Annotated in this window: 21 protein-coding genes and 2 tRNA genes; 15 read left to right on the forward strand and 8 right to left on the reverse strand. The window is 32.4% G+C overall.

Annotated features, from left to right (window positions below; genetic code table 11):
- Positions 1–40 precede the first annotated feature (40 nt).
- Together leuS and WR164_RS03590 are read left to right on the forward strand one after the other, a co-directional pair.
- Positions 41–2,461, forward strand: a complete 2,421-nt coding sequence (leuS, locus tag WR164_RS03585; RefSeq protein WP_286136180.1) for a leucine--tRNA ligase — start codon at positions 41–43, stop codon at positions 2,459–2,461.
- A 177-nt stretch (positions 2,462–2,638) separates the two neighbouring features.
- The gene (locus WR164_RS03590; protein WP_286136181.1) at positions 2,639–4,309 is read left to right on the forward strand and encodes a putative polysaccharide biosynthesis protein; all 1,671 of its coding nucleotides are present in this window, start codon (positions 2,639–2,641) and stop codon (positions 4,307–4,309) included.
- A 68-nt stretch (positions 4,310–4,377) separates the two neighbouring features.
- On the opposite strand, the gene WR164_RS03595 is transcribed toward WR164_RS03590, so the two are convergent.
- Positions 4,378–5,211, reverse strand: a complete 834-nt coding sequence (locus WR164_RS03595) for an NAD(P)H-hydrate dehydratase (protein WP_286136182.1) — start codon at positions 5,209–5,211, stop codon at positions 4,378–4,380.
- A 115-nt stretch (positions 5,212–5,326) separates the two neighbouring features.
- Between WR164_RS03595 and pepV the strand changes: the two genes are divergently transcribed.
- Positions 5,327–6,712 carry a dipeptidase PepV gene (gene pepV, locus WR164_RS03600; protein ID WP_286136183.1) on the forward strand — a complete coding sequence of 462 codons (1,386 nt, stop codon included), beginning with the start codon at positions 5,327–5,329 and terminating at the stop codon, positions 6,710–6,712.
- A 122-nt stretch (positions 6,713–6,834) separates the two neighbouring features.
- On the forward strand, positions 6,835–7,614 hold the full coding sequence (locus tag WR164_RS03605; RefSeq protein ID WP_286136184.1) for a restriction endonuclease: 780 nt from the start codon (positions 6,835–6,837) through the stop codon (positions 7,612–7,614).
- A 37-nt stretch (positions 7,615–7,651) separates the two neighbouring features.
- Here the strand turns inward: WR164_RS03605 and WR164_RS03610 are convergent, their stop codons facing one another.
- Both WR164_RS03610 and mscL read right to left on the reverse strand, forming a co-directional pair.
- Positions 7,652–8,287 (reverse strand): deoxynucleoside kinase, encoded by a 636-nt coding sequence (locus WR164_RS03610; protein WP_286136185.1) that lies wholly within the window; start codon positions 8,285–8,287, stop codon positions 7,652–7,654.
- An 18-nt stretch (positions 8,288–8,305) separates the two neighbouring features.
- Positions 8,306–8,668 carry a large-conductance mechanosensitive channel protein MscL gene (mscL, locus tag WR164_RS03615; RefSeq protein WP_286136186.1) on the reverse strand — a complete coding sequence of 121 codons (363 nt, stop codon included), beginning with the start codon at positions 8,666–8,668 and terminating at the stop codon, positions 8,306–8,308.
- A 154-nt stretch (positions 8,669–8,822) separates the two neighbouring features.
- On the opposite strand from mscL, the gene WR164_RS03620 reads away from it, so the two are divergent.
- Positions 8,823–10,604: a S53 family peptidase gene (locus tag WR164_RS03620; RefSeq protein ID WP_286136187.1), complete on the forward strand. Its 1,782-nt coding sequence runs from the start codon at positions 8,823–8,825 to the stop codon at positions 10,602–10,604.
- Between the two features lie 46 nt (positions 10,605–10,650).
- Here the strand turns inward: WR164_RS03620 and WR164_RS03625 are convergent.
- A tRNA-Leu gene (locus tag WR164_RS03625) sits at positions 10,651–10,734 on the reverse strand.
- A 204-nt stretch (positions 10,735–10,938) separates the two neighbouring features.
- Between WR164_RS03625 and asnB the strand changes: the two genes are divergently transcribed.
- Genes asnB through WR164_RS03645 form a run of 4 tightly spaced genes read left to right on the forward strand, consistent with a single transcriptional unit; the run spans position 10,939 to position 16,397 of the window.
- Positions 10,939–12,831, forward strand: coding sequence for an asparagine synthase (glutamine-hydrolyzing) (gene asnB, locus WR164_RS03630; protein WP_286136188.1), 1,893 nt, complete (start codon positions 10,939–10,941; stop codon positions 12,829–12,831).
- Positions 12,832–12,887: 56 nt separating this feature from the next.
- Positions 12,888–14,429, forward strand: coding sequence for a UDP-N-acetylmuramoyl-L-alanyl-D-glutamate--2,6-diaminopimelate ligase (locus WR164_RS03635; protein WP_286136189.1), 1,542 nt, complete (start codon positions 12,888–12,890; stop codon positions 14,427–14,429).
- Positions 14,430–15,665, forward strand: coding sequence for a carboxylate--amine ligase (locus tag WR164_RS03640; RefSeq protein ID WP_286136190.1), 1,236 nt, complete (start codon positions 14,430–14,432; stop codon positions 15,663–15,665).
- Between the two features lie 18 nt (positions 15,666–15,683).
- The gene (locus WR164_RS03645; RefSeq protein ID WP_286136191.1) at positions 15,684–16,397 is read left to right on the forward strand and encodes an aspartate/glutamate racemase family protein; all 714 of its coding nucleotides are present in this window, start codon (positions 15,684–15,686) and stop codon (positions 16,395–16,397) included.
- 65 nt (positions 16,398–16,462) lie between these two features.
- On the opposite strand, the gene WR164_RS03650 is transcribed toward WR164_RS03645, so the two are convergent.
- On the reverse strand, positions 16,463–16,804 hold the full coding sequence (locus WR164_RS03650; RefSeq protein WP_286136192.1) for a DUF1516 family protein: 342 nt from the start codon (positions 16,802–16,804) through the stop codon (positions 16,463–16,465).
- Between the two features lie 147 nt (positions 16,805–16,951).
- On the opposite strand from WR164_RS03650, the gene WR164_RS03655 reads away from it, so the two are divergent.
- The 4 genes from WR164_RS03655 to WR164_RS03670 all read left to right on the forward strand — a co-directional run bounded on the left by WR164_RS03655 (position 16,952) and on the right by WR164_RS03670 (position 22,254).
- Positions 16,952–17,878, forward strand: coding sequence for an L-lactate dehydrogenase (locus WR164_RS03655; protein ID WP_286136193.1), 927 nt, complete (start codon positions 16,952–16,954; stop codon positions 17,876–17,878).
- A gap of 63 nt (positions 17,879–17,941) precedes the next feature.
- Positions 17,942–18,012, forward strand: a tRNA-Gly gene (locus tag WR164_RS03660).
- A 273-nt stretch (positions 18,013–18,285) separates the two neighbouring features.
- Positions 18,286–19,983 (forward strand): arginine--tRNA ligase, encoded by a 1,698-nt coding sequence (gene argS / locus WR164_RS03665; protein WP_286136194.1) that lies wholly within the window; start codon positions 18,286–18,288, stop codon positions 19,981–19,983.
- A gap of 150 nt (positions 19,984–20,133) precedes the next feature.
- Entirely contained in the window at positions 20,134–22,254 is a 2,121-nt protein-coding gene (locus WR164_RS03670) for a transglycosylase domain-containing protein (RefSeq protein ID WP_286136899.1), read from the forward strand.
- 129 nt (positions 22,255–22,383) lie between these two features.
- Here WR164_RS03670 and WR164_RS03675 read toward each other — a convergent pair whose 3' ends face one another.
- The 3 genes from WR164_RS03675 to WR164_RS03685 form a co-directional block, all read right to left on the reverse strand.
- Positions 22,384–23,283 carry a peptidylprolyl isomerase gene (locus tag WR164_RS03675; protein WP_286136195.1) on the reverse strand — a complete coding sequence of 300 codons (900 nt, stop codon included), beginning with the start codon at positions 23,281–23,283 and terminating at the stop codon, positions 22,384–22,386.
- Between the two features lie 83 nt (positions 23,284–23,366).
- Entirely contained in the window at positions 23,367–23,663 is a 297-nt protein-coding gene (locus tag WR164_RS03680; protein ID WP_286136196.1) for a hypothetical protein, read from the reverse strand.
- Complete coding sequence (locus WR164_RS03685) at positions 23,663–24,094, reverse strand: HIT family protein (RefSeq protein ID WP_286136197.1); 432 nt, start codon at positions 24,092–24,094, stop codon at positions 23,663–23,665. The genes WR164_RS03680 and WR164_RS03685 overlap by 1 nt, the downstream gene beginning before the upstream one ends.
- Before the next feature lie 109 nt (positions 24,095–24,203).
- Between WR164_RS03685 and WR164_RS03690 the strand changes: the two genes are divergently transcribed.
- Together WR164_RS03690 and WR164_RS03695 are read left to right on the forward strand one after the other, a co-directional pair.
- Positions 24,204–24,938, forward strand: a complete 735-nt coding sequence (locus WR164_RS03690; protein WP_286136198.1) for an ABC transporter ATP-binding protein — start codon at positions 24,204–24,206, stop codon at positions 24,936–24,938.
- Entirely contained in the window at positions 24,935–26,143 is a 1,209-nt protein-coding gene (locus WR164_RS03695; RefSeq protein ID WP_286136199.1) for an ABC transporter permease, read from the forward strand. Before WR164_RS03690 ends, WR164_RS03695 begins: the two co-directional genes overlap by 4 nt.
- Positions 26,144–26,176: the final 33 nt, after the last annotated feature.

Here is a 26,176-nt window from a genome sequence, read left to right on the forward strand (position 1 = left end):
TTTAGGACTTTTTTTATTAAGAAGGGAAGTTATATTAGTTATGGCTTATAATCATAAAAAGATTGAACAAAAATGGCAACATTATTGGGAAACTCACAAGACATTTAAAGCTAGTGATGATACTACAAAAGATAGTTATTATGCACTAGATATGTTTCCATATCCATCAGGAAAGGGTCTTCATGTTGGTCATCCCGAAGGATATACTGCAACGGATATTATTGCTAGAATGAAAAGAATGCAGGGCAAAAATGTTTTACATCCAATTGGTTGGGATGCATTTGGTTTGCCAGCTGAACAATATGCGCTAAAGACTGGTCATAATCCTAGAACATTTACAGAAGAAAATATCAACCGTTTTAGGAAACAAATTAAATCACTTGGTTTTTCATACGATTGGGATCGAGAAGTTAACACAACTGATCCTAAATATTATAAGTGGACCCAATGGATTTTTGAACAGTTGTATAAAAAAGGTCTTGCTTATGAAAATAAAATTGAAGTTAATTGGGCGCCTGATTTCATGGGAGGAACCGTTGTTGCCAATGAAGAAGTTCAAGATGGTAAAACTAAGCGTGGCGGATATCCGGTTTACCGTGTCCCAATGCGTCAGTGGGTTTTAAGAATTACAGCATACGCTGATCGTTTGCTAAAGGGATTAGATGAAATTGATTGGCCGGAACGAATTAAAAAGATGCAAAGAAATTGGATTGGCCGTTCTGAAGGAGCAAGTGTATTTTTCCCTGTTAAAGGTCATCAAGACACTAAAATTGAAGTCTTCACTACTAGACCTGATACTTTATTTGGCGCAACTTACATGGTACTAGCTCCTGAAAGTAAAATTGTCGATCAAATTACAACTAAGGATTGTAAGGCAAAAGTTGATGCTTACCGTAAAAAGATTGCAAGTAAATCTGATTTAGAACGAACTGATTTGAATAAAAATAAAACGGGAGTATTTACCGGTGCTTATGGAATCAATCCAATCAATGGTGAAGCAATTCCAATTTGGATTGGTGATTATGTTCTAGAATCTTATGGAACTGGTGCAATCATGGCAGTTCCCGCACATGATGATCGTGACTATGCCTTTGCTAAGAAATTTGACCTCCCAATTCATCAAGTAATTGAAGGTGGCGACATTAGTAAAAAGGCTTACACAAAGGATGGAAAACATATTAACTCCGGCTTTTTAAATGGAATGAATAAGAAAGATGCTATTCATACTGCCATTGATTGGCTAGTCAAACATCATGATGGGCAAAAGAAGGTTAATTATCGTCTTCGTGATTGGATTTTCTCACGTCAAAGATACTGGGGAGAACCAATTCCTGTTATTCATTGGGAAAATGGTAAAACCACGTTAGTACCTGAAGATCAATTGCCATTGAAATTGCCAAAAACTGATAATCTGGAACCATCTGGAACTGGTGAAAGCCCACTAGCTAACATCAAAGATTGGGTTAACGTTGTTGATAAAAATGGTTTGAAGGGGAAACGTGAAACTAACACAATGCCACAATGGGCTGGTAGTTCATGGTATTACTTGAGATATTGTGATCCGCACAATGATAAGATGCTTGCGGATCCTAAGAAATTGAAATACTGGCTTCCCGTTGATTTATACGTTGGCGGTGCGGAACACGCTGTTTTACACTTGTTGTATGCCCGTTTCTGGCATAAGGTTTTGTATGATTTAGGTGTTGTTCCAACTTCTGAACCATTTCATAAATTGGTTAATCAAGGAATGATTTTAGGTAAAAACCATGAAAAAATGTCTAAATCGAAGGGCAATGTTGTCAATCCTGATGATATTGTAAACGAATATGGTGCAGACACACTTAGATTGTATGAAATGTTCATGGGACCAATTAGTGAGTCTAAACCTTGGAATACAGAAGGTCTGAAGGGTGCCTATCGTTGGATTAATCGTGTATGGCGTTTGTTAATTGATGAAAAAGACAACGCGCGTTCAATCATTTTAAATCAAAATGATGGCAGTTTAGACCGGATTTATAATCAAACCGTTAAAACCGTTACAAACGACTATGATCAAATGCATTTTAATGTTGCTATTTCCCAAATGATGGTCTTTGTAAACCAGGCCTATAAGGCTAAGACATTATATAAACCTTATGTTGAAGGATTTATTAAACTTCTAAATCCAATTGCACCACATATGTGTGAAGAAATTTGGGATAAATTAGGGCATGAAGGTAGCATGGCTTATGCTAAATGGCCAAAGTACGATGCATCTAAACTGGTTAATAATCAAGTTGAAATCCCAATTCAAATTAACGGTCGGGTTCATGCTAAATTAAAATTTGAACGGAATGCTACCCAAGATACTGTTAAACAATCAGTATTAGATGATGATCGTGTTAAAGAATTTATTAATGGTAAGCAAGTTAAAAAGGTAATTATGATTCCAAATCGAATTGTTAATATCGTTGTAAAATAATTTAAATATTGATTTGAAACTGAACATCCAGTAATTATTAAAATAATTACTGGATGTTTTTGTATGATTCAATAAGATTTTGATTAATTATTTCTTATAGATATTGATAAAAAAATTTAGATTGTTTAAAATAAAAAGGTCAACTCTATTGAATCGAAAGAAGAATAAAACTAACTCATGCAAATTAATAATCATAAAATTATTCAAAAAAAGGAATCATCACAGGATAAAATGGTTAAAGGATCCATGTGGATGACTGCCGGGAGCATTTTTTCAAGGATATTAGGTGCTATTTATATTATTCCGTGGCGTTTAATGTTTGGCATTCTTTTATATTACCAGGCAAATGCACTCTATGTTCAAGGATATAATGTTTACAGTTTCTTTCTGATTATTTCAATTGCAGGAATTCCATCTGCAATTGCCAAGCAGGTCGCTCATTATAATGCATTAAATGAATATAATGTTGGGGTAACATTATATAAAAAAGGAATGCTGCTAGCAGCAGTAACTGGAATTATTTGTGCTTTAATTCTATATTTTGGAGCACCATTATTAATGTTAACTAATAATAATGATGCTAACATTATTCCAGTTATGCATTCATTGGCTTGGGCGGTTTTGATTATTCCAATCATGAGTGTTACCCGCGGGTATTTTCAAGGTTATCAAGATATGGCTCCATCCGCTATTTCACAATTTACAGAACAGTTGGCCAGGGTAGCATATATGCTCTTAATGACATACTTAATTATGCGCGTTTTCCATGGTAGTTGGGTATCCGCTGTTTCTCAATCTACTTTTGCTGCATTTATTGGAGCGGTATTTGGAATTGCTATTTTAGGGGTATATTATTTTAAACGCCGTGATTACTATCGTGAATTACGTGAAAACAGTAATAATGATGTTCATGTTAATTCATCAAGGCTTTATCGAGAAATTTTACAACAGGCAGTTCCATTTATCATCTTGGGTGCCGGAATTACAATTTTTCAATTAATTGATCAATTGACATTCTTCAAGTTAATGGATTTCTTTAGGGGATATTCAAATTTCGTTTTAAATGAGTTGTATACGATTTTTGCCGGAAACGCAAATAAATTAATTATGATCACAATTTCATTATCATCTGCATTGGCAGTTACCGTTGTTCCATTGTTATCCGAGGCTCATACCCATCATGATACTAATTCAGTTCGAAAAGAAATTACTAATGGGATGTTGATGTTTGAATTTGTAATGCTGCCAGCTTCATTAGGAATGGCTGCCGTTGCTGGTCCCATTTATCGGGTTTTCTATGGAAATGACAATAACGCTTTTTCTGCTAATATTCTATCGTTTTCATCAATCATTGCAATTTCATTTGGGATTTTTACAGTTGCATCTGCCATCATGCAAGGAATTGGTCAAAATAAACGAGCAGTTAAATACTTTATTATTGGAACAATCGTAAAAATTTTGACTCAGGCTCCTTTAATTTATTTCTTTGGAACTTTTGGTCCGTTAATATCATCCGGTTTAGGATTTATGGTTGCTAATTACTTAATTTTCCGTTCGTTAAATCACCAGTACCATTTAAATCTTGCCTTAGCTGCTAAAAAGACTAATCGCATTTTGCTATATTCAATTTTGACTTATCTTGCTGCATTAATAATGGTTTGGATTGAAAATCGGTTAATCGGTCGCTTCGTTAATGTTTATAATTCAAAAATTAGTTTGATTATTACCATTGTAGCTGCATTGGTGGGCGGATTTGTTTATATTTACTGTACTCTTAAAACGCGGCTTGCTGATCAAATTCTTGGCAGTAAGGTTGCTAAACTAAGAACTTTCTTGAAAATTAAATAAGATTAAATTAAAAAGGGAAAATCAAGATTAATTGATTCTCCCTTTCTTTTTATATTTTTGATTAAATTCTATTTAAAGCTTTGATAATTGTGCATAAAGAATGGAATTCTTTCAGCAATTTGATGGGGTAAAACAACGTATCTTCTTTCTGCTAATTTATCCGCAATTGCGCTATGGGCATATACAGCTGCTAAAACAGCATTTTCAGTGTTTTTAAATTGAGCGGTAAATCCAGCAATCATTCCGGCTAAAGTATCACCCATTCCACCAGTTGCTTGAGCGGGTGTTCCACCAGGATTAATAAAAGTATCCTTACTAGTATAAATTTGGGTATGGTGTGATTTTAAAACGACAATTGCATTTAACTTATCTCTAACTTTTTGATTTAAATTTTGATTTTTCTGATCGGCAATTTTGATGCCTGATAATCTTTGCCATTCCATTTGGTGTGGAGTGAAGATAATGTGAGCTTTGGGTAGTTTGATTTTATCTTGTGCAACCATCGTAATTGCTGAACCATCAATAATTACAATCTGATTTGGTTGGACATTTTGTAAGGTTAGTTGAAGAATATTTTTACTTTGATCGTCAGTACCTAGACCAGGACCAACGACAACCACGTTTGCACCAGGAATTAATTTTTTAATTTGATTTGAATCTAAAATATTAGCAACCATTGCTTCCGGTAATCTGGAATGTAGGCTTGATAAGTTATGCATATCAGTTAAAGTGCTAACAAGTCCAGCGCCTGAATAAACAGCGGCGGTTGTTGCCATGATGATAGCACCGCCCATATTTTGATTACCACCAACTAACGTAACCCGTCCATATGTTCCCTTATGACTTTGATTGGGACGGATCCGGATTGTATTTCTGATTAAATCTTCAGTGATTGATTTCATATAAATACCCCCTCAATAAATTATAGCATTACAATTAAAACCATTGTACTATATGCTTTGTCATTATTCATGATAAAATTAGAATATGATTTAATTTAAAAAGAAGGTAAGTTACATGATTAATTGGAAAAAAACAGCAAATAGTTATCAAAAAGATTATTTAAATGATTTAAAACAACTAATCGCCATTGATAGTGAACGTGATGACGCCCACCGTAGTGAACAATATCCTTTAGGCCCCGGTCCTGCCAAGGCATTAAAAAAGTATTTAGAATTTGGTAAACGCGATGGATTCAAAACCGAGAATCTAGATAATACAGTTGGATATATTGAATACGGGATAGGAAATCAAACCATGGCCATTCAAGCACACGCTGATGTTATGCCGGCAGGTAATGGCTGGAAAACTAATCCATTTAAAATGATTGAAAAGAATGGCAATATTTATGGACGTGGTACCTCTGATGATAAAGGTCCTGGGTTAGCAGCATATTACGGCCTAAAAATGCTTAAAGACCATGGAATTAAACCGCATTGTAAAATTCGGTTCATTATTGGAACGGATGAGGAAAGCGATTGGACAGGAATGAAACATTATTTTGATGTCGAACCAGCACCTAATTTTGGATTCTCACCTGATGCTGAATTTCCATTAATCAACGGTGAAAAGGGAATTTCAAGTTTCCAAATTAAATTTGGCCGGGGAGGTAATGACAATTCACAATTAATATCATTTCATTCTGGTTTAAGGGATAATATGGTTCCTGCTGAGGCAACCGCAGCCGTTAAATCCAACGATTTTAAATCATTATCAGATCAATTTTCAAAATTTTTGGATCATAATCCAATTCATGGTGAAACTAAAAATGATAATGGACAAATTCAATTTAAAGTTAATGGTAAAGCTGCTCACGGAATGGCACCGCAAAATGGAGTTAATGCTGGAACCTACCTAGCCAAATTCTTAAACCAATATGTAAATGATAATTCAAATTTTCTTGATTTTATTACTAAATTTCTTCATCTTGATTTCTTGGGACAACACCTTAATTTAAATCATCATGATGATACCATGGGGGATTTAACAATTAACCCTGGAATTATGAATTTTGATGTCAAAAATGGTGGATTAATTGTTGTTAATATTAGATACCCAAAGGGAATTGATATTCAAACCATTAATAGTCGTCTGAATCAGTATGCTAACAACAATGCAGTTGTTAAATTAGATAATATGAATCCACACTATGTTGATCCTAAAGATCCAGTTGTTACTAAATTGATGCATGCTTATCGAACACAAACTGGACGTAATGATCAGCCCAAGGTTGTTGGTGGCGGTACGTATGCTAGAATGATGAGTCGTGGAGTTGCTTTTGGAGCATTATGTTCATGGAAGACACCAAGCACAATGCATCAACCAAATGAATTTCAGCCCATTAGTGATTTAATGCTTGCAATGTCAATTTATGGCCAATCAATTTATGAATTAACAAAATAAGATCTATTTGGTTTTTAAAATATTAAACAAGTATTAGGTTAGTGATTACTAATACTTGTTTTCTTTTCTGTAATTTTGAAATGATGTATAATTCAAATAGGTTAAAGTGAGGGAAGAACAGAATGGATAAAATACATATATTTATAAATGTATTTCTATACTTAATTCAATTTATGGGACGAATTACCCTAATTGCTCTAATTGAATTGTGGAATTTGTTTAGTGATATTGACCAAATTATTTTTCAACAAAAGGATATTTGGAATTCAACAACCAGTTTTAATTTTAATCTACCATCACCATTAATTAATTTTGTCGTTGGAATGGCAGTAATTATATTAATTTGCTTTTATTTTAATTACCATCGTCATTTTAGGGTGAAACGAAATAATCCACTTAAGAGATTTTTAAGAAATCCCCATCACCACCTTCCTTTACATGGCAATAAAATTGGTTATTATGCTTATCACAAATACATTAAGTATAGTTTATACACCAGCAGGCATTTTTGGCAAAGGCACCGTAAAATTGATCCTAGCGGATTTGAATATTTTTGTGGAGCCTTATTTTATCACAGTAATTTTAAGAATGTAACGGTTACACAGCAATCAGGCGACTATGGGATTGACGTTGCGGCAACGTATAAACAAAGAAACTATGGAATTCAATGTAAGTTGTATAGTCGGCACCATGAAGTAGGGGTTGCGGCCGTTCAGGAGGCAATTTCTGGAACCTTAGCTTATGGCCTAGACGTTCCGATTGTGGTTACGACAAGTCATTACACTAATGCTGCTAGAGAAATGGCAAATGCAACCGGAACCATTTTAATTAGCCAAATTAATTTGCAGAAATGGCAAAAGCATCCTAATTATATTTTTCAACTTTTGCATATTCGAAAATAAAAGAACCACTCCAAATTGGAAGTGGTTTTTTTAATGATCATTTTTGAATCTTTTTTATAGCTTGGTCAATTTGATTTAAAACAATTTGTGAATTACCCGGCTTCAAAAGGTTCAATTTTTGTAAGTTGATTTTTATTTTGGGGCTAATTTGATAATCTTGAAACCATTTTTGATAATTTCTCCACATTAAATAATAATAATTTTTGAGATCCGGGTTATGATCAAATTGTTCATAGGGACGACCACGTTTCTTAATTCTTTTTAAAATGGTTTCAAAGTCACTACTTGCGTATACTAATAGATCTGGTGCCTTTTTAGGTAATAATTTTAATTCATCCATCATGTTATCCAGTAACTTTAAGTAGACATTTAATTCAATATCACTAATGTTACCTTCACGATGGTTTTCCTTTGTAAATAGCGCATCTTCATAGATAGAGCGGTCTAAAACGTTATTGTCATCTGATAACGCTTTTTTAATCATTGAAAAACGCTGATTCAAGAAATAAATCTGTAGTAAAAACCCGTATTGTTTTGGATTTTTATAATAAAGTGGCAATACCGGATTATTACCAGCAGGTTCATAAAAAGCTTTTGTTCCTAAATGCTTAGCAACTTTACCAGTTAGGGTTGTTTTGCCAACCCCAATCATTCCAGCAATAATTATCACCATTATTGGCTCCCCTTATAATTAATTTTTAGCCTTTAATAAATCTCTAATTTCAGTTAAAAGAGCTTCTGATTTAGTTTCCTTAGGTTGAGGATTTCGTTGAATGATCCGATTAATAATTTTAATTAAGATGAAAACAACGAATGCAATAATAATAAAATTAATAATTGAATTAATAAATGATCCATACCTAAAAGTTGCTGATCCAACTGTTAACTTTAGATTTGATAAATCAACTCGTCCTAAGAAAATTCCAATTAGTGGGTTGATTAAATTGGATGTTAATGATTTAACGATTCCCGTAAAGGCTGAACCAATGATAACACCAACAGCTAAATCAATTACATTACCTCGTGCAATAAAATTTTTAAATTCTTTAAACATTAAATAAAAAACTCCTTTCAAAATATGAAAACATTAATGATTTTAACATGTTTTAATTTCTTTTTGAGAAAAAATTATTAAATTATATTTTTCGAATAATAATTTTAAATGTTTTATAATACTAATGAAGTACTTAAAGTTAGGAAGTTAATTTATGTCTAAACAACGTTCTTTTAGAAAACGGTTATTATTACTTATTCCAATTGGAATGCTTATTTTTGCCTTTTTTTCAATTCAAAATGTTAGTGGAAAAACTACATCTAATTTTAATCAGGATCGAATTACATTTGTTTTCAATCCTCAAAATAATAAATCTTTAAATCATTACGTTTACCAAACGGTTGAACGGAATGGTAAAAATTTTCATCATTATTTTTCGCCCCATCAATTTGCAAATAAATTTGGGCAACCCAATTGGGTTATAAAACGATTAACGAATCGTTTAAGACGCCAACATCTTAAAACTAAGGCTTATCAGGGTCGGTTAATCGTTGTTGCAACCGGAAACTCAAAGGATATTAAACGTGTTATTAATTTGAATCAAAGGAAAAAATTAATGCCACGTTTTGCATCAAACAAAATATTAGGAATTGTTAAATCTAATCAAACCAATCAATTTAAATCAAATTATTATCAATCTAAAATTGATTATGGTAATGGGAGTAAAGACAGTAATTTAATTAATGCCGGACCCAGAAGGTTTATTAACCGGTATGATGTTTCGCCACTTTATGAAAATAATCAATTAGGTCGTGGCCAATCCATTGGGATTATTTCATTTGCTAATTTTAATCCTTCAGATGCTTATTATTATTGGAACAAACAGGGAATTCCTGCTAAATCAAACCGGATTAAAATTATTAATACTAGTAATAAAAAGCCATCTTGGAATCAATACGATGAAACAACCAATGATGTTGAACAATCTGGATCAATTGCACCTGATGCTAATATTGATGTTTATATGGGAGATACCACTGCACAGGGGATGATTAATGCCCTTGCCAATGCAATTAGTGCGAACCAAACCAGTTCTCTATCAATTAGTTGGGGCCAAAGTGAACGTTTGGTTCAATCAGAAATCAAAAGTGGTCAGATTCCTAAGTATTATAATGGCATCATTAATTTATTATTTAAACAAGCTGCTGCCCAGGGCATGAGTATTTTTACATCCGCTGGTGATAATGGGGCATACGATGCGATTGATGAAAATTATGACCCCGAATTGTCGGTTGATACACCTGCTGCTTCACCATATGTAACTGCAGTTGGCGGAACAACACTTCCTTACCGGGTATCCAATACACTTTCTGTAAATCAGGAACGTGCATGGTCGAATGATTTCCTATACTCAATCTTTGATCACCGTGGCTTAATGAATGGAAGCCAATCTAAATTTGTCCAAAATTATTTTGCTGGCACTGGTGGCGGTTTTAGTAAATTGAATCCAATTCCTCCATATCAATACCATGTAAAAGGAACCGGAACTTACAATGCAATTCCACTGTGGCTTTATAAAAATAAAACTTTGTACCGGATTGCCCACCCTAAATTAATTAGTGGGACTTCTTCTGGAAGAAATGTTCCAGATATTTCTGTTAATGCTGATCCTAATACTGGATATGCAGCGTACTATTCCAATCCAGGTCATTTTAATTCTAATGGTCATTGGGCATATACAGGAGGAACTAGCATTGTTGCACCTCAAATGGCTGCCGTTGCTGCTTTAGTTAATAGTAAAAACAATGTTAGAAGTGGGTTTTGGAATCCCCAAATATATCAAATGGCAACTGGTAATGATTCACCATTTCATCCTTTAGACAGTATTTATAATAATAATAATCTTTATTACACTGGTCAAAAAGATGCTATTTATAACCAAAGTACCGGTCTAGGAACCGTTGATGTTGCTAAATTAAATCATTTTTTTGACTAAAAATAAAAAACGCTAGGAAATATATTCCTAACGTTTTTTTATGAAATGCCCCGAGCAGGGATCGAACCTGTACTTGATTGCTCAAACAGCGACCTGAACGCTGCGCGTCTGCCAATTCCGCCATCGGGGCATAAAAAACAATTCAATCACCATTTTACACGAAAATATTATAAAATCCAATGAAATTCTAATTTAGGTTCGATATAATCATGATTGATGAAATGATACCAGTTAATAACTATGGTATAAAATATTGATTTTTGGTACAATACATTTGTGTGTATATTAAATATGTAAAGACTTTTTATTAAAGCATTTAAAGGGGATAAAAGCAATGTGTGGATTTACTGGATTTGTTAACCAGAAAGATGTTCCAACCGGAACGATTAATAAAATGGCAGACCGGATTAAACATCGAGGCCCTGATGACGAAGTATATTTTGATGATCATAAAGTATCAATTGGCTTTAGAAGATTGTCAATCATTGATTTAGCTCATGGAGCTCAACCAATTTATAGTGAAGATCATAAAAGCGTTTTAACTTTTAATGGTGAAATTTATAATTATAAAGATATCAGAAAAGAATTAAAAGATTTAGGCTACAAATTTAATACGGATGTAGATTCAGAAGTTATTATTCGTGGATATGAAGCATGGGGTCCAAAGGTTTTAAATAAGCTACGTGGGATGTTTGCTTTCGTTATCTATGATAGTGCTAAAAAGCAAGTATTTGGTGCCCGTGATCATTTTGGAATTAAGCCATTATACTATTATGATGATGGTAAAACATTCCTTTGGGGATCAGAAATTAAAGCCTTTTTAGAACATCCTAACTTTAAAAAAGAATTGAATACTAAATTATTACCCATCCATTTAAGTTTCGAATTTATTCCATCACGCGAAACAATGTTCAAACATGTTTATAAACTATTGCCAGGACAATATTTTGTTCATAAATTAAATGGTGGAACTGAATTACATCGTTACTTTAAATTTAACTATGATCACATTGATAATAGTCAAACGGTTGATGGTGATGCTAAAAAATTAAGAAAAATTGTTCGAGATTCAGTTAAAGAGCACATGGTTTCAGATGTTGAAGTTGGTAGCTTCCTATCCAGTGGCGTTGATTCTAGTTATGTTTTAACTGAAGCTTCTAAATTGCACCCAATTCACTCATTTTCATTAGGATTTCATCATTCTAAATACAGTGAATTGTCATGGTCAACTGATTTTGCAAAGCAACTTCATCAGAAAAATACACCGATTTATATGAACGGTGATGATTACTTTGGTTTTCTTCCAACAATGATGTATTACATGGATGAACCATTGTCTAATCCGTCTGCACCACAATTATTCTTCCTTTCTAAACGAACAAGGGAAAGTGTTAAAGTTGCTTTATCTGGTGAAGGAGCAGATGAATTCTTCGGTGGATATAATACTTATCTAGAAGCCATTCCATTTGAACGTTATCAAAAATGGGTTCCTGGATTTATCAGAAATGCATTAGCCAAGATGGTTAAAAAAATGCGTCCATTCCATGGCCGTCGTTTCTTAATTCGTGGTGCTGAACCACTTAGTGAACGTTATTACCGTGTTAATTATGTTTTTGATTATGACCAAAGAAATCAATTGCTTAAAGATCCAAGTATTAATGTTGATTCAGGTAAATATACTAAGCATATTTTCGATGATGTTAAAGATAAAGATCCAATGACCCAAGAACAATATTTTGATATTAATACTTGGCTTCCATATGACATTTTACACAAGGCTGATCGAATGAGTATGTGTAATTCACTAGAAGTTAGAACGCCATTGGTTGATAAAGTTGTCGGTAAATTTGCTTCTACCATGCCAACTAAAACTAGGATTCTTAAGGATGGAACTACCAAAGTCTCACTTAGACAAGCAGCTGAAGACGCATTACCTGATAAAGTTGCTAAGAAAGAAAAAATGGGTTTCCCATCACCAATTGCTAAATGGATTAATACTCCTAAATATCATAAATTAATTGTAAAGGCATTTAATTCCGATATTGCCCATCGATTCTTCAATGTTGATTATTTGATGCATCTTTTAAAGTTACATGCTGAAGGTCATTCCATTATGCAAAAGATTTTCACCATTTATACATTTATTTTATGGTATGGTGTCTACTTCCCAGAAAATACTAACTTAGATATTATTGACCAAGTTCATAAGACTAAGACTGATATGTAATGATTTCCAATTTATTTTAATTACAAAATAAATTATAGGAAGGAAAGATCTTAGTTGTGTTAACAGTTAATGAAATTATAACGTTATTAAATGAACATCATTTGTTAAAATCTTATCATTTGAATAATAATCAAAAAGTATTTAAACATGTTACTTATGATTCAAGAAAGGCAACTGATCAAACGTTGTTTTTCTGTAAGGGTAATTTTAAACCACAGTATTTAACCTCAGCAATTGAAAAAGGGGCAAGTGGTTATGTTTCCGAAAAACATTTTTTAAATCAATTCAATGGATCTGAATTTATTGTTTCTGATGTTCAAAAAGCAATGGCACTTTTGGGCGCTGCTTTTTATGGATACCCTCAAAATCAAATGCATGTTATTGGAATTACTGGAACCAAAGGGAAAACAACGACTGGTTATTTTATTCGAAGTATTTTACAGAATACGACCAATCGAAAGACGGCTTTGTTTTCCACCATTGATACATTTTTAGGTAATCAACCTAATCAAAGGTTTAAATCTCAATTAACCACTCCTGAGTCATTAGATTTATTTAAAAATATGAGAACTGCCGTTGATAATGGAATGACTAATTTAGTGATGGAAGTTTCATCTCAATCGTATAAAAAGAACCGTGTTTATGGGATGCATTATGATGTCGGAATCTTTTTGAATATTACCCCAGATCATATTGGACCCAATGAACATCCTAATTTTGCTGATTATTTACATTGCAAAGAACAGTTATTGGTTAATTCCAAAGTATGTTTAATTAATGCAGAATCTAAACATCTAAAGGATTTATATTTTGCTGCTAAAACGACATCTGAACCCAGCAATATTTATTTCTTCGCGCGTCAAGGAACCAAACCAGAATATCCGGTTCGTGTTGATTTTCAATTCAAGAGTTTAAAGGATAATATGAATGCTAATCAAATTCATTTTGTGTCTTCATCTGACCGCATTCCGAAATTAAAATCCATAAACGGTAATTATAAGTTATCAATGCCGGGTGATTATAATGAATCCAATGCAACTGCAGCAATTGTTGCAGCTGGATTTGCTGGTGCCAATTCACAAGATATTTATAATGGGCTTTCCAATGTAAATGTTCCTGGAAGAATGGAGCGTCATTTTAGTAAATCGCATGGAACCATTTACGTTGATTATGCTCATAACTATGCCAGTATGCATGCTTTACTTGGGTTCTTGAAACGTGAGAATCAAGATTCAAATATTATTGTTGTCCTTGGTAGTACCGGTGATAAAGGTGAAAATCGTAGAAAAGGTTTTGGGAAAGCGCTAAGTGAATATGCTGACGTTGCTTTCCTAACAACTGATGATCCAGGCGATGAAAATCCAATGGCAATTGATCAACAAATTGATTCATACGTTGATCACAATAAAGTCAAAGTTAATTTTGAATTAGACCGAACAAAAGCTATTCAAAAAGCAATTACAATGAGCAATAATCATGATATGGTTGTTGTCGCCGGAAAAGGACGCGATCCATACCAAAAGGTAAATGGCAAAAATATTCCTTATGAAACCGATTCTGTAGCGGTTGATAACGTTTTGAAAGGACTTGAAAAGTAAATGAATAGTGAAAATTCGAAATCATTTACACCGATTTTGCTAGGAAGTGACTTTAATGTTTATGGGATGGCACGTTCACTATATGAAAAATATGGTAAACCAGTGAAAGCCTATGCTGAAAAATCGCTTGCCCCAACAAGATATACTAAAATCGTTGATTTAACTTTAATTCCAGGATTCAGTGAGGATCCAACTTGGATTAATGAAATGATGAAATTAAAACAACAATATGCTAACCATAAAGAACCGGTGATTTTGATTGGTTGTGGTGATGGTTATGCACAGTTGATTTCTAAGCATCAAGATGAGTTAAAAGATGTTTTCATTTGTCCCTACGTTAATTATCATATGCTACGTCAGTTAAATAGTAAGGAAAATTTTTATAAAATTTGTGATCAGTATCATCTTCCATATCCTAAAACCATTATTTTAACCAAACAAATGTATAAAAATCATGATTATGAAAATCCGTTTGGTTATCCGGTGGCATTAAAACCAACTAACAGTGTCGAATGGCTGGACATTCATTTTAAGGGTCGGAAAAAGGCATTTGTGATTAAGAGCAAGAAAGAATTTATAACCATCGTTAATAAAATTTATGAAAATGGTTATACGTCTGATTTGATTGTCCAAGAATATGTCGGTGGTGAAGATCGGACGTTGAATGCTTATGTGGATAAAAATCACCATGTTAAAATGATGTGCCTTGGTTATCCACTATTAGAAGATCCTTCACCATCATCAATTGGTAATTATGTCGCCATTTTACCCGATTACAATCAAAAAATTTATCAAGTTGTTCAGAAATTTTTAGAGTCAATTCAGTATACTGGATATGCTAATTTTGATTTGAAATATGATTCGCAAGACCATTCATTTAAATTTTTTGAAATTAATTTAAGACAGGGAAGAAGTAGCTTCTTTGTTACATTATGTGGATATAATTTAGCTGATTGGGTTATCCAGGATTATGTATTTGATAGTCTTAAAGATAAACCAACCCTTCTAGCTAATAGGAGCCATGAAAATTATAATTTATGGTTAGGTGTCGGTGTAAGGACTTTTAAAAAGTATACTAAAGAATCACACAGTAAATCAATTGCATTAGATTTGCTTCGTGAACATCGTTATGGGAGTACTTTTTGGTATTCCAAAGACCGTAATTTCAAACGCTGGTTGCTTTTAGAATGGATGCAACATATTTATGCTAAAAACTTCAGCAAATATAGTAACTAATAAGGATGGTTTTTAAGAATGAAGAACTATTTTTCCATTATTGGTGGGATGGGGACTGAAGCGACTGAAAGTTATATTCATGTTTTGAATCAGCGAACCCCATCAAAAAAAGATCAAGATTATTTAAATTATATATTAGTTAACCATGCAACCATTCCGGATCGAACCGATTATATCTTGGATCATACTAAACCCAATCCATTACCAGATTTGATTGAGGATATTAAGCAACAAAGTCAAATTAAACCGGCTCCTAAGTTTTTTGCTTTACCATGTAATACAGCTCATTATTTTTACAAGCAATTGCAAGAAGCCACTAAAATTCCAATTTTAAACATGCCTAAAGAAGCAGTTAAGGCAATTAGTAAGTTTTATCCCCATGCAAAAAGGATTGGATTGATTGCAACTCGTGGAACAATTCATGATCATATTTATGATGATGAAATTAAACATGCTGGCTATAAATTAATCCATCCATCGCAAAAGATAGAAGATGAAACCATGGAATTAATTTACGATGATATTAAAACTAAGGATACCGTCGATGCCCATCTATATCATCATATTTTAAGCGAAATGATTGATTTGAAAAAATGCGACGTTGTTATCTTAGGATGTACTGAATTATCATTAGCTCAAGAACGAGCCAGCAACCATCATTTTAACATTATTGATGCTCAGTCTGTTTTGGTTGATTGTTCAATTCGAATGGCAATAAAAAATAGAAATTAATTATAAAAAATTCTCCTAATGAAAAATGAAGTTAAAATGCTTCTTTAATATCATTAGGGGAATTTTTAATTTAGGATTAAAATTTGTAAAAAAATAAAAACAAAAGAGCAAATACATAGTAATATTACTGATCCATGATTAATTTTACTTTGTTCTTTAAAACGATAGTTGGTTTCAACCACTGGAATTAAAATTAAAACGATTAGATCACATATGATAACTAGCCATGGATGGTGAGCAAACATCCTGATGGTTAAAATCACTTGGCTAATGATTAAAATGCAATAAAATAGCCTTGACCAAATCATTGATTGAATCATTCGCTTTTCCGAATGAAGATTTAAACCAATGCCATTTGAAATCATAAGTAAAAACCAACAAGTTAAATTAATTGTAATCCATCGCATACTGTGCCTTCTTTAATATTTCTTATTAAATTAATTTTATCACATTTTAGTGATTGGTATTGACAATTAATAATGAGTAATCTATTATAATTATTAGAAAGTAGTTAACATATATTTAATTAAAATATAATAAAGGAGACAGTACATATGAGTAGAAAAATTGGCGTTATTGGAATTGGACATGTTGGTTCAACGGTTGCCCATTACCTTGTTTCAGGTGGTTTTGTTGACGAATTAGTATTAATTGATAAAAATAAAGCTAAAGTGGTTGCTGATGCTTTAGACTTAAAGGAAGCATTACCTAATTTACCTTACCATCCTAAAATTGTGGTAAACGATTATGATGCGTTAAAAGATGCGGACGTCATTATTTCATCGTTAGGTAACACTCGGGTGTTAAGCTCTAAAACAAGTGATCGCTTTGCTGAGTTACCATTTGTATCGGCACAGGTAAAATTAGTTGCCCCAAAGATTAAAGCATCTGGTTTTAATGGTGTCATCGTTGATATTAGTAATCCGTGTGATGTTATCACTTCGATGTATCAAAAATTAACCGGACTCCCTAAGAATCAAGTCATGGGAACTGGAACACTACTTGATTCAGCTAGAATGAAGCGAACTGTTGGTGAGGCTTTACATGTCGCTTCTAGTTCTGTATCTGGTTATAATTTGGGTGAGCACGGTAATTCACAATTTACTGCCTGGTCAACGGTAGTAGTATTAAGTCACCCGATTAGCGAATTGGTTGATAAATATCATCTTGATTTAGATCAATTGGATCAAAATGCTAAAAATGGTGGATTCACTATTTTTAAAGGAAAGGGATACACTAATTATGGAGTTGCAACCGCTGCAGTTCGTTTAGCTAATGTTGTTATGAACGATGCAAATACTGAATTGCCAGTTTCTAATTACAGAAAGGAATATGGGGTCTACTTATCATACCCAGCTGTTATTGGTAAACAGGGAATTGTTCATCAGGATCAATTGAATTTATCTGACGATGAAAAAAAGAAGCTTCAAAAATCTGCCAACTTCATTAAAAGCAAATTTGAACAAGTAATGAATAAATAACGAACTACTTTCTAATTAATCATGACAAATAGATAATTATGTGTTAAAATTATCTGTTGTTAAGCGGGTATAGTTTAGTGGTAAAATATAAGCTTCCCAAGCTTAAGTCGCGGGTCCGATTCCCGTTACCCGCTTATAATGATTCGATTATAAAAGAGTAGTAGTTATGATTAATAATCAAGCGAACCTGGGTTGGTGAGAGCCAGGGTTATGATTTTAACGAAAGCGTGCTTTTTAGAATCTAAAATTATATATTTAAAGTGGATAATTGATATCAACAAGAGTGGTACCGCGGGCTTGCTCGTCTCTTACAATTATGAATAGTAATTGTAAGAGTTTTTTTATCCAATCATAAAATGATTGACTTAATCATACTTTGCCATGATGAATTTTAAGGAGGGGTAATATTGGATTATAAACAAACAATTGCTGATAATATCAGTTCAGCATTGGATCATAAAATTAATCGTAAGGATATTGAAGCTAAAATTGAAGTTCCCAAAAATTCTAAAATGGGTGATCTAGCTTTTCCAACATTTATTTTAGCTAAGGAATTACATCAAGCACCACAAATAATTGCTCAAAATTTAGTTAAACAAATTAATACTGAAGGATTTGATAAAGTTGTTGCAACTGGTCCTTATATTAATTTCTTTCTAAATAAATCTAAATTTAGCAATGATGTTTTGGACTTGATTTTAAAACAGCAACAAAACTATGGCAATAATCAACGTGGTAATCAACGAAACGTTACAATTGATATGTCTTCACCTAATATTGCAAAACCAATTTCAATGGGGCATTTAAGATCAACCGTAATTGGAAATTCAATTGCGAATATTTTATCTAAAAACGGCTACCATCCAATTAAAGATAATCACCTTGGTGATTGGGGAACCCAATTTGGTAAGTTAATCACGGCTTATTTAAAATGGGGGAATGAAAAAGACGTTGAGGCTGACCCAATCAATAAGTTGGTTGAATACTATGTCCATTTTCATAAGGTTGATAAAGAACATCCTGAACTTGATGATGAAGCACGTGAATGGTTCAAAAAGCTCGAAAATGGGAACCAAGAAGCAATTAATTTATGGAAATGGTTCAGAGATGTATCTTTAAAATCATTTAATAAAACGTATGATAAATTGGGTGTTAAATTTGATACCTATAACGGTGAATCATTCTATAATGATAAAATGGATGAAGTTATCCAAATGTTGAAAGATAAACACCTTCTAAAGAAATCACGCGGGGCTGAAATTGTTGATTTACAAAAATATAATTTGAATCCGGCATTAATTTTAAAGAGTGATGGTGCATCCCTTTATATTACACGTGATTTAGCAACTGCCATTTACCGTGATCGAACTTACCATCCTGCAATGAATCTATACGTTGTTGGTTCTGAACAAATTTTATACTTTAAACAGTTAAAGGCCGTTTTAAAGGAAATGGGAATTCCATCGGCTGATAATTTACATCACGTTCCATTTGGCTTAATTTTATCTAATGGACAAAAATTATCAACAAGATCCGGTCGCATCATCCTATTGAACAAGGTATTAGATGATTCTGTTAAACTTGCTAAGGAACAAATTCAAGAAAAGAATCCTGATTTGCCTAATAAAGATAATGTTGCTAACGAAGTCGGTGTTGGTGCAATCATATTTGGTGATTTAAAGAATAATCGAATGGATAGCATCAATTTCGTTTTAAAAGATCAATTACGGTTTGAAGGTGAAACTGGTCCATATGTTCAATATGCCCATGCTCGCGCTGAAAGTATTCTTAGAAAAGCTCACGTTAGTTCACAATCAATTGTGTCTGGTTCTAAATCAGTTAGTGATCCAGCAGCTTGGGATGTTTTAAAATTATTGAATGACTTCCCTCGAATTGTAAAAATGGCTTGTGACGAATTTGAACCGTCAGACATTGCAAAATATTCTTTGAAACTATCGAAAGCATTTAATAAATACTACGCTCATACTAAGGTCTTAGTTAAAGATGATGAATTAGTTGCTCGATTATCATTAGTAAAAAGTATTTCAATCGTTTTGAAGGAAGCATTACGCTTATTAGGCGTAAAAGCTCCGGATCAAATGTAAAGTAATTAATGATTAAAGTTTCTGATTATGTTTTAATACATAATTGGGAACTTTTTATTATCTAATTGTAAAATTAGGTAAATTAAATATGATATAATTATCATAATTTAATCAATCCATAAAAGAGATGCTTTTATTTATATGAATCAAATGAAATCACATAATCAGGATCGCAAACGTTGGTTTTTACAACTTTTGCATCGAATTAGAAAAAATTGGCATAGACTATCTAAACGCTATCATTTAGTTAGAATGATGGTTGCTGCTTTATTATTAGTTGTTTTACTAATGAGTTCATTTTTAACTTTTAAAGCTAAAACAATTGGTGTGGGGAATTTACATTCATCATTGAAGCAATCAACGGTAATTTATGATAATTCAAATCAAAATGCAGGTGAACTTTATTCTCAAAAGGGAACTTACGTTGGATTACAACGTATTTCTCAAAATATTCCCAACGCAATTTTGTCAACAGAAGATCGTAATTTTTATCATGAGTATGGTTTTTCATTTAAAGGAATTGGGAGAGCATTTTTACTTGCCATTAAAAATAAAATTCTTCATCGAGATTACATTAGTGGCGGTGGGAGCACAATTACTCAACAGCTGGTAAAAAATGCTTATCTATCTCAACAGCAGACATTGAGTCGAAAATTAAATGAAATTTTTATTTCAATTCAAGTTGAAAATACTTATTCTAAGAATGCAATTTTAAGCATGTACATGAATAACGCTTATTTTGGTAATGGTGTTTATGGTGTTCAAGATGCATCTGAACGTTACTTTGGAATGTCAGCTGATCAACTGCCAATTCAGGATGCTGCCGTTTTGGCAGGAATGTTAACCAACCCAAGTGGATTTAATCCAGTTGATCACCCCAATCGGAGTAAAGCAAGAAGAAATGTTGTTCTAGATCTAATGGCTGAAAATCATAAAATTAGTTATAGTCAAGCTAAACAGTATCAAAAAATGCCGATTAAAACGGTTGATAACTACTCTTATAAAAATAAATATAATTACCCTTATTATTTTGATGCGGTGATTGATGAAGCAATTAACAAGTACGGACTATCAGAGAATGATATTATGAATCATGGTTACAAAATCTATACGACATTAAATCAAAAGCAGCAGCAAAGTATGCAAAATGATTTTAATGATGATAACAATTTTCCACAAAACGCAAGTGATGGAACTAAGGTTCAAGCAGCTTCGGTTGCGGTAAATCCAAGTGATGGTGGCGTTAGTGCTGTCGTCGGTGGCCGTGGGCAACATGTGTTCAGGGGCTATAACCGTGCAACTGAAATCAAGCGTCAACCTGGTTCAACGATGAAACCGCTGGCGGTTTATACGCCGGCACTTGAAAATGGTTATAATTATGATTCAACGTTAGTTAATAAAAATCAAACTTATGGTAAAAATCATTATCATCCTGAAAATTATGGGAATCAATATACCGGGAAAGTGCCTATGTACCAAGCTCTAGCTCAAAGTATGAATGCACCAGCTGTTTGGCTCTTAAATCAAATTGGCGTTAATAAGGGATACCATTCTGTTAAGAATTTTGGTTTGCCAATTAACAGTAGTGATAAAAACTTAGCGTTGGCATTAGGAGGATTATCTAATGGTGTTTCTCCTCAACAAATGGCAGGGGCGTACACTTCTTTTGCTAACCATGGGGTGATGAATCAACCGCATTACATTCGTAAAATTGTTGATGCATCTGGACATGTAATTGTTGATAATACGACACCAAACAGCAAACAAGTCATGTCTAATTCGACTGCTAAACAGATGACTAGTATGATGCTTGGCGTATTTGATAACGGAACTGGTGCTGATGCCAAACCAAGTGGGTACCAAGTTGCAGGTAAAACTGGTAGTACCGAAGCTGATCAAACTGGTGATGCTGATGCTACCCGTGATAAATGGATTATTGGATATACTCCCAATGTCGTTTTAGTAACTTGGGAAGGATTTGATAATACTAATGCGGCCCATCATTTGGAAAACGTTAGTGGAACCGGAATTGGCCCATTGTTTAAAAATGAAATGCAATCAATTATTCCGACTACCAAGCAAAATAATTTTGACGTTAGTGATGCTCAAACAATGGCAGAAGATAAAAATAAAGGTAAGTCATCTAATAATATTTGGAATAATATTGAAAATGGTGCCGACAAGTTTAGTTCTGATGTTGGAAAGGGCGTTAATTCAATTAAGAATGGTGCCAATAATTTATATCAGAAAGCTAAACAATGGTTTAAATAATTAGATTAAAAAAGGATTAACAAATTATAATTTGTTAATCCTTTTTATTTGTTAACTGTTATAAGTTACTTTAACTAAAAAACATTAAATAAAAAAGGTAACTAAATACCTTTTCTATTAATAAATTATTTACTTACTACTTGATGAAGATTGCATGTAACCAGCTAAAACATTCTTCAAATCGTTATCTTGAATCTGAACGCCACCATTTTTAAGAACCTTAGAAATAACTTGTTGTCTAAATGATTGGTTATTCATTTCGCTATTAACGATTTGGTCTTTTAGTTCACTAATATGATTGTTATATGATCCTTTATTAGGGTGGTTGACCATTTGAATAACTTGGTAACCAAATTGAGTTTTAACAGGGGCCTTAGTATATTCACCATTCTTCAAATTAAATGCAGCCTTCTTGAAATTAGCATCTAATGAACTATCAGTATTATCGAATGGTGTTAAACGGCCACCCTTGTCCTTGTTAGATGTGTCTTGTGAATACTGTTTAGCAAGGCTTTCAAAGTTCTTACCATTTTTACTATTTAATTTATTAATAACATTATTGGCTTGGCTCTTACTCTTGAATAACATTTCATTAACAGTGACTTTAGGTTGGAAACTCTTGAATTGATTCTTTAACTTAGCAGTTGTAAAGGTAGTATTAGCTTTAACAGCCTGCTTAATTAATAATTGGGTTTTGATGTTATCTTTAAGGGTAGATGTTGTCATCCCTTGTTGTTGTAACATTGCATCCAATTGAGAACCATATTGTTGTTTGTATTGATTAAACTGTGCATTAACATCTGATTCTTTAACTTGGCTTCCATATTCTTTTTGTAAGACTTTCTTAATGATCATTTCTTGTAAAACGGCTTTACCGTTAGAAGTATTTTTCATGCTGCTATAGTATTCACTTTGGGTAATGCGACCTCCGTTAGTGATAGCAACGCTCTTGCTTCCACAGGCAACTAATGAGGTACTCATTAAGACACCTGCTAAACCAATTAGGATTTTTTTAGTGTTTTTATGCATGTTAAATAACAGATCCTTTCAATCATAATATTTTACACACCCTTAAATATAACATATTTCAGCCTATAATCATCAAAAAAATTTTAATTCTTCATATTTTCTAATGTATGATTGATTTTATTAATTTTAGGTTTAATTTTAAATTGGAAATCATTCAATTCCGTTTGAAAATCATTTAATGCTTTTTTAGCAGTGGGAATTGTCTTTTTAAATTGATTCAATTGCTTTGAAACATTTTTAGAATTTTTTTGAACCCGTTTAGCATCATTCATTTTTTCTTTGCTAATTTGGACTAATTCTTTAAAATGATTTGAATTAAAGAATAGATAACCAACTAACATGGAACTTGCACCAATTGTAATGCTAATCGATTTTTTCATTATTTATCCTCCAATTGGCTGGAAATTTTTTGTTGAAGTTTTTTAAAATCATCTTTACTATATTTTTTAGAATTATCAACAAATTTCATACTGAATCCATCGTGATCACTATATCTTGGAATTAAATGAAAATGGGAGTGAAATACAGATTGTGAGGCAATTTTTCCATTATTATTAATAATGTTCATTCCCTTGATTTTAGGATTGGATTTTTTAATTGCTCTCGCGATTTTAGGAATTCTCGAGAAGACATCACTAGCAAATTTAGCATCATATTCATAAATATTTGGAACATGTTTTTTCGGAATTACAAGTGTATGGCCAGGAGTTGCCTGTGAAATATCTAAAAATGCTTTAACGACGTTGTCTTCATAGATAGTGTAACTTGGTATTTCGTTTCTTATGATTTTACAGAAAATACAATCTTTCATAATGAAAATCTCCTTTAACTATTATTATGTTTATTATACACTACAAAAATATTGCCTTAAAATTATGATATAATTAAATTATATTAAATTAAGTTGAGGAAGTGAATTAATGGCTTTAAATGTATCACACGTTGTTGGTGGTTATTCTCAAATCCCAGTATTAAAGGATATTTCCTTTGACGTTAAGGATGGCGAATTAGTAGGATTAATTGGCCTAAACGGTGCTGGGAAATCAACGACAATTAATCATATTATTGGAATCTTAAAACCATTCTCTGGGACAATTATGATTAATGGAAAAACAATCGAAAATGATAATCGCGATTATAAAAAGCAAATTGCGTATATCCCAGAAATTCCAGTTCTTTATCCAGAATTAACTTTAAAAGAACATCTTGAAATGACGATGATGGCTTACCATTTAAATCATACTCAAGCTTGGAAAGAGGCAAAGCGCTTGCTTCGAATTTTCAGACTAGATAATAAATTAAATTGGTTCCCTGCAAATTTTTCTAAGGGTATGAAACAAAAAGTAATGATTGTTTGTGCTTTTATAACTAATGCTAAATTATTTATTATTGATGAGCCGTTTTTAGGGTTAGATCCATTAGCTGTATCTGATCTAATTGATTTGATTAAGCAACAAAAACAAAAGGGGAGTAGTATTTTAATGTCTACCCATGTATTAGATACAGCCGAACGTTTTTGTGACCGTTTTGTGCTTATTCATGGTGGCAAAATTAGAACTGAAGGAACATTAGAACAGTTAAGAAAAAAATTTCCACATGCTGGTTCATCATTAAATGATATTTATTTAAGCCTTGCTAGGGATGATCGACAATGAAAACACTTTTTAAGACAAGATTGAGTCACCATTTGATGGAATTAGCTAAATACTTACGTTATGTTTTAAATGACTTCTTTGTAATTGCAATGATGTTTTTTGTTGGTGGATTAGGTTATGAGTATTCTAATTTATTAAAAACACTCCATCCCGGTTTAGCCTGGACTAATTGGGTAATCTTGATTGTCCTTTTTTTATCTGTTCAAATAGGGCGTTACGCAACGTTTTTAAAACAACCTGATTATGTATTTTTATTACCTGAAGAATATAGTTTACATCAATATTTAAAACAATCATTTAATTATAGTTTATTAATGGCTGGGATAATTCAAATTTTAGTTTGGTTTATTTTATTGCCATTTATTGAGGTAACCAATCACGCTAATAATATTGATTTAATTAGTTATTTAATTATGATTTTAGTGATTAAATTTATTTGGTTATCCAGTAATTTAATGGGTGGATATCGAATTAATATTTATAAATTCAATCGAACGTTTCTATTAAAGTGGTTATTACCATTTATTACTATTTCCGTTGCTGTTTTTGTAAATCCGTTATTGGGATGCTTAATCTCAATTATTTTCGCAATTGCAGTTCAATTTAAATTGAACCAGTGGTCACATTCATCATTGGATTGGTTGTTTTTGATTAATAATGAGGAAAAAAGGATGCACGATCTTTATCAATTTTTTAATTTGTTTACAGATGTTCCTAAAGTTAATCCGAAACCAAAACGAAGAAAGTATTTGGATCGAATTTTAAATCAAATTCACCCAACTCAAAAAAACATATACCTATACTTGTATTCAAGAGGAATTTCACGTGATTCAAAATTCAGTAATTTATATTTAAGATTGACAATTATTGGAATGGTATTGTTATTATTCATCCATGGAGAGGCTTTACCATTGTTTTTAAACGTTCTTTTTATTTATATGATTGGATTTCAGCTAATTCCATTTTATTTTCACTTCGATGATAATGTATTTATGCATATCTATCCGTTAGATCAAACTAATCAAATCCAGAGTTTTGAAAGAATAATCACGGGATTGCTTTTATTTTCTTCTATTTTATTCTGGATTGTATCGTTTATTGCCAACTTATCAGTTATCACTTCTATCTTAATTTTGATTATTGACTTAGTTGAAATTTATATTTTTAAACGATTTTATATTCGAAAACGAATTCAAAAAAATTAAAAACAGCTTGACGGTAAAGTAGTCTAAACTGTT

This window comes from Philodulcilactobacillus myokonensis, from assembly GCF_027923585.1.
GTDB classification, from domain to species: Bacteria; Bacillota; Bacilli; order Lactobacillales; family Lactobacillaceae; genus Philodulcilactobacillus; species Philodulcilactobacillus myokonensis.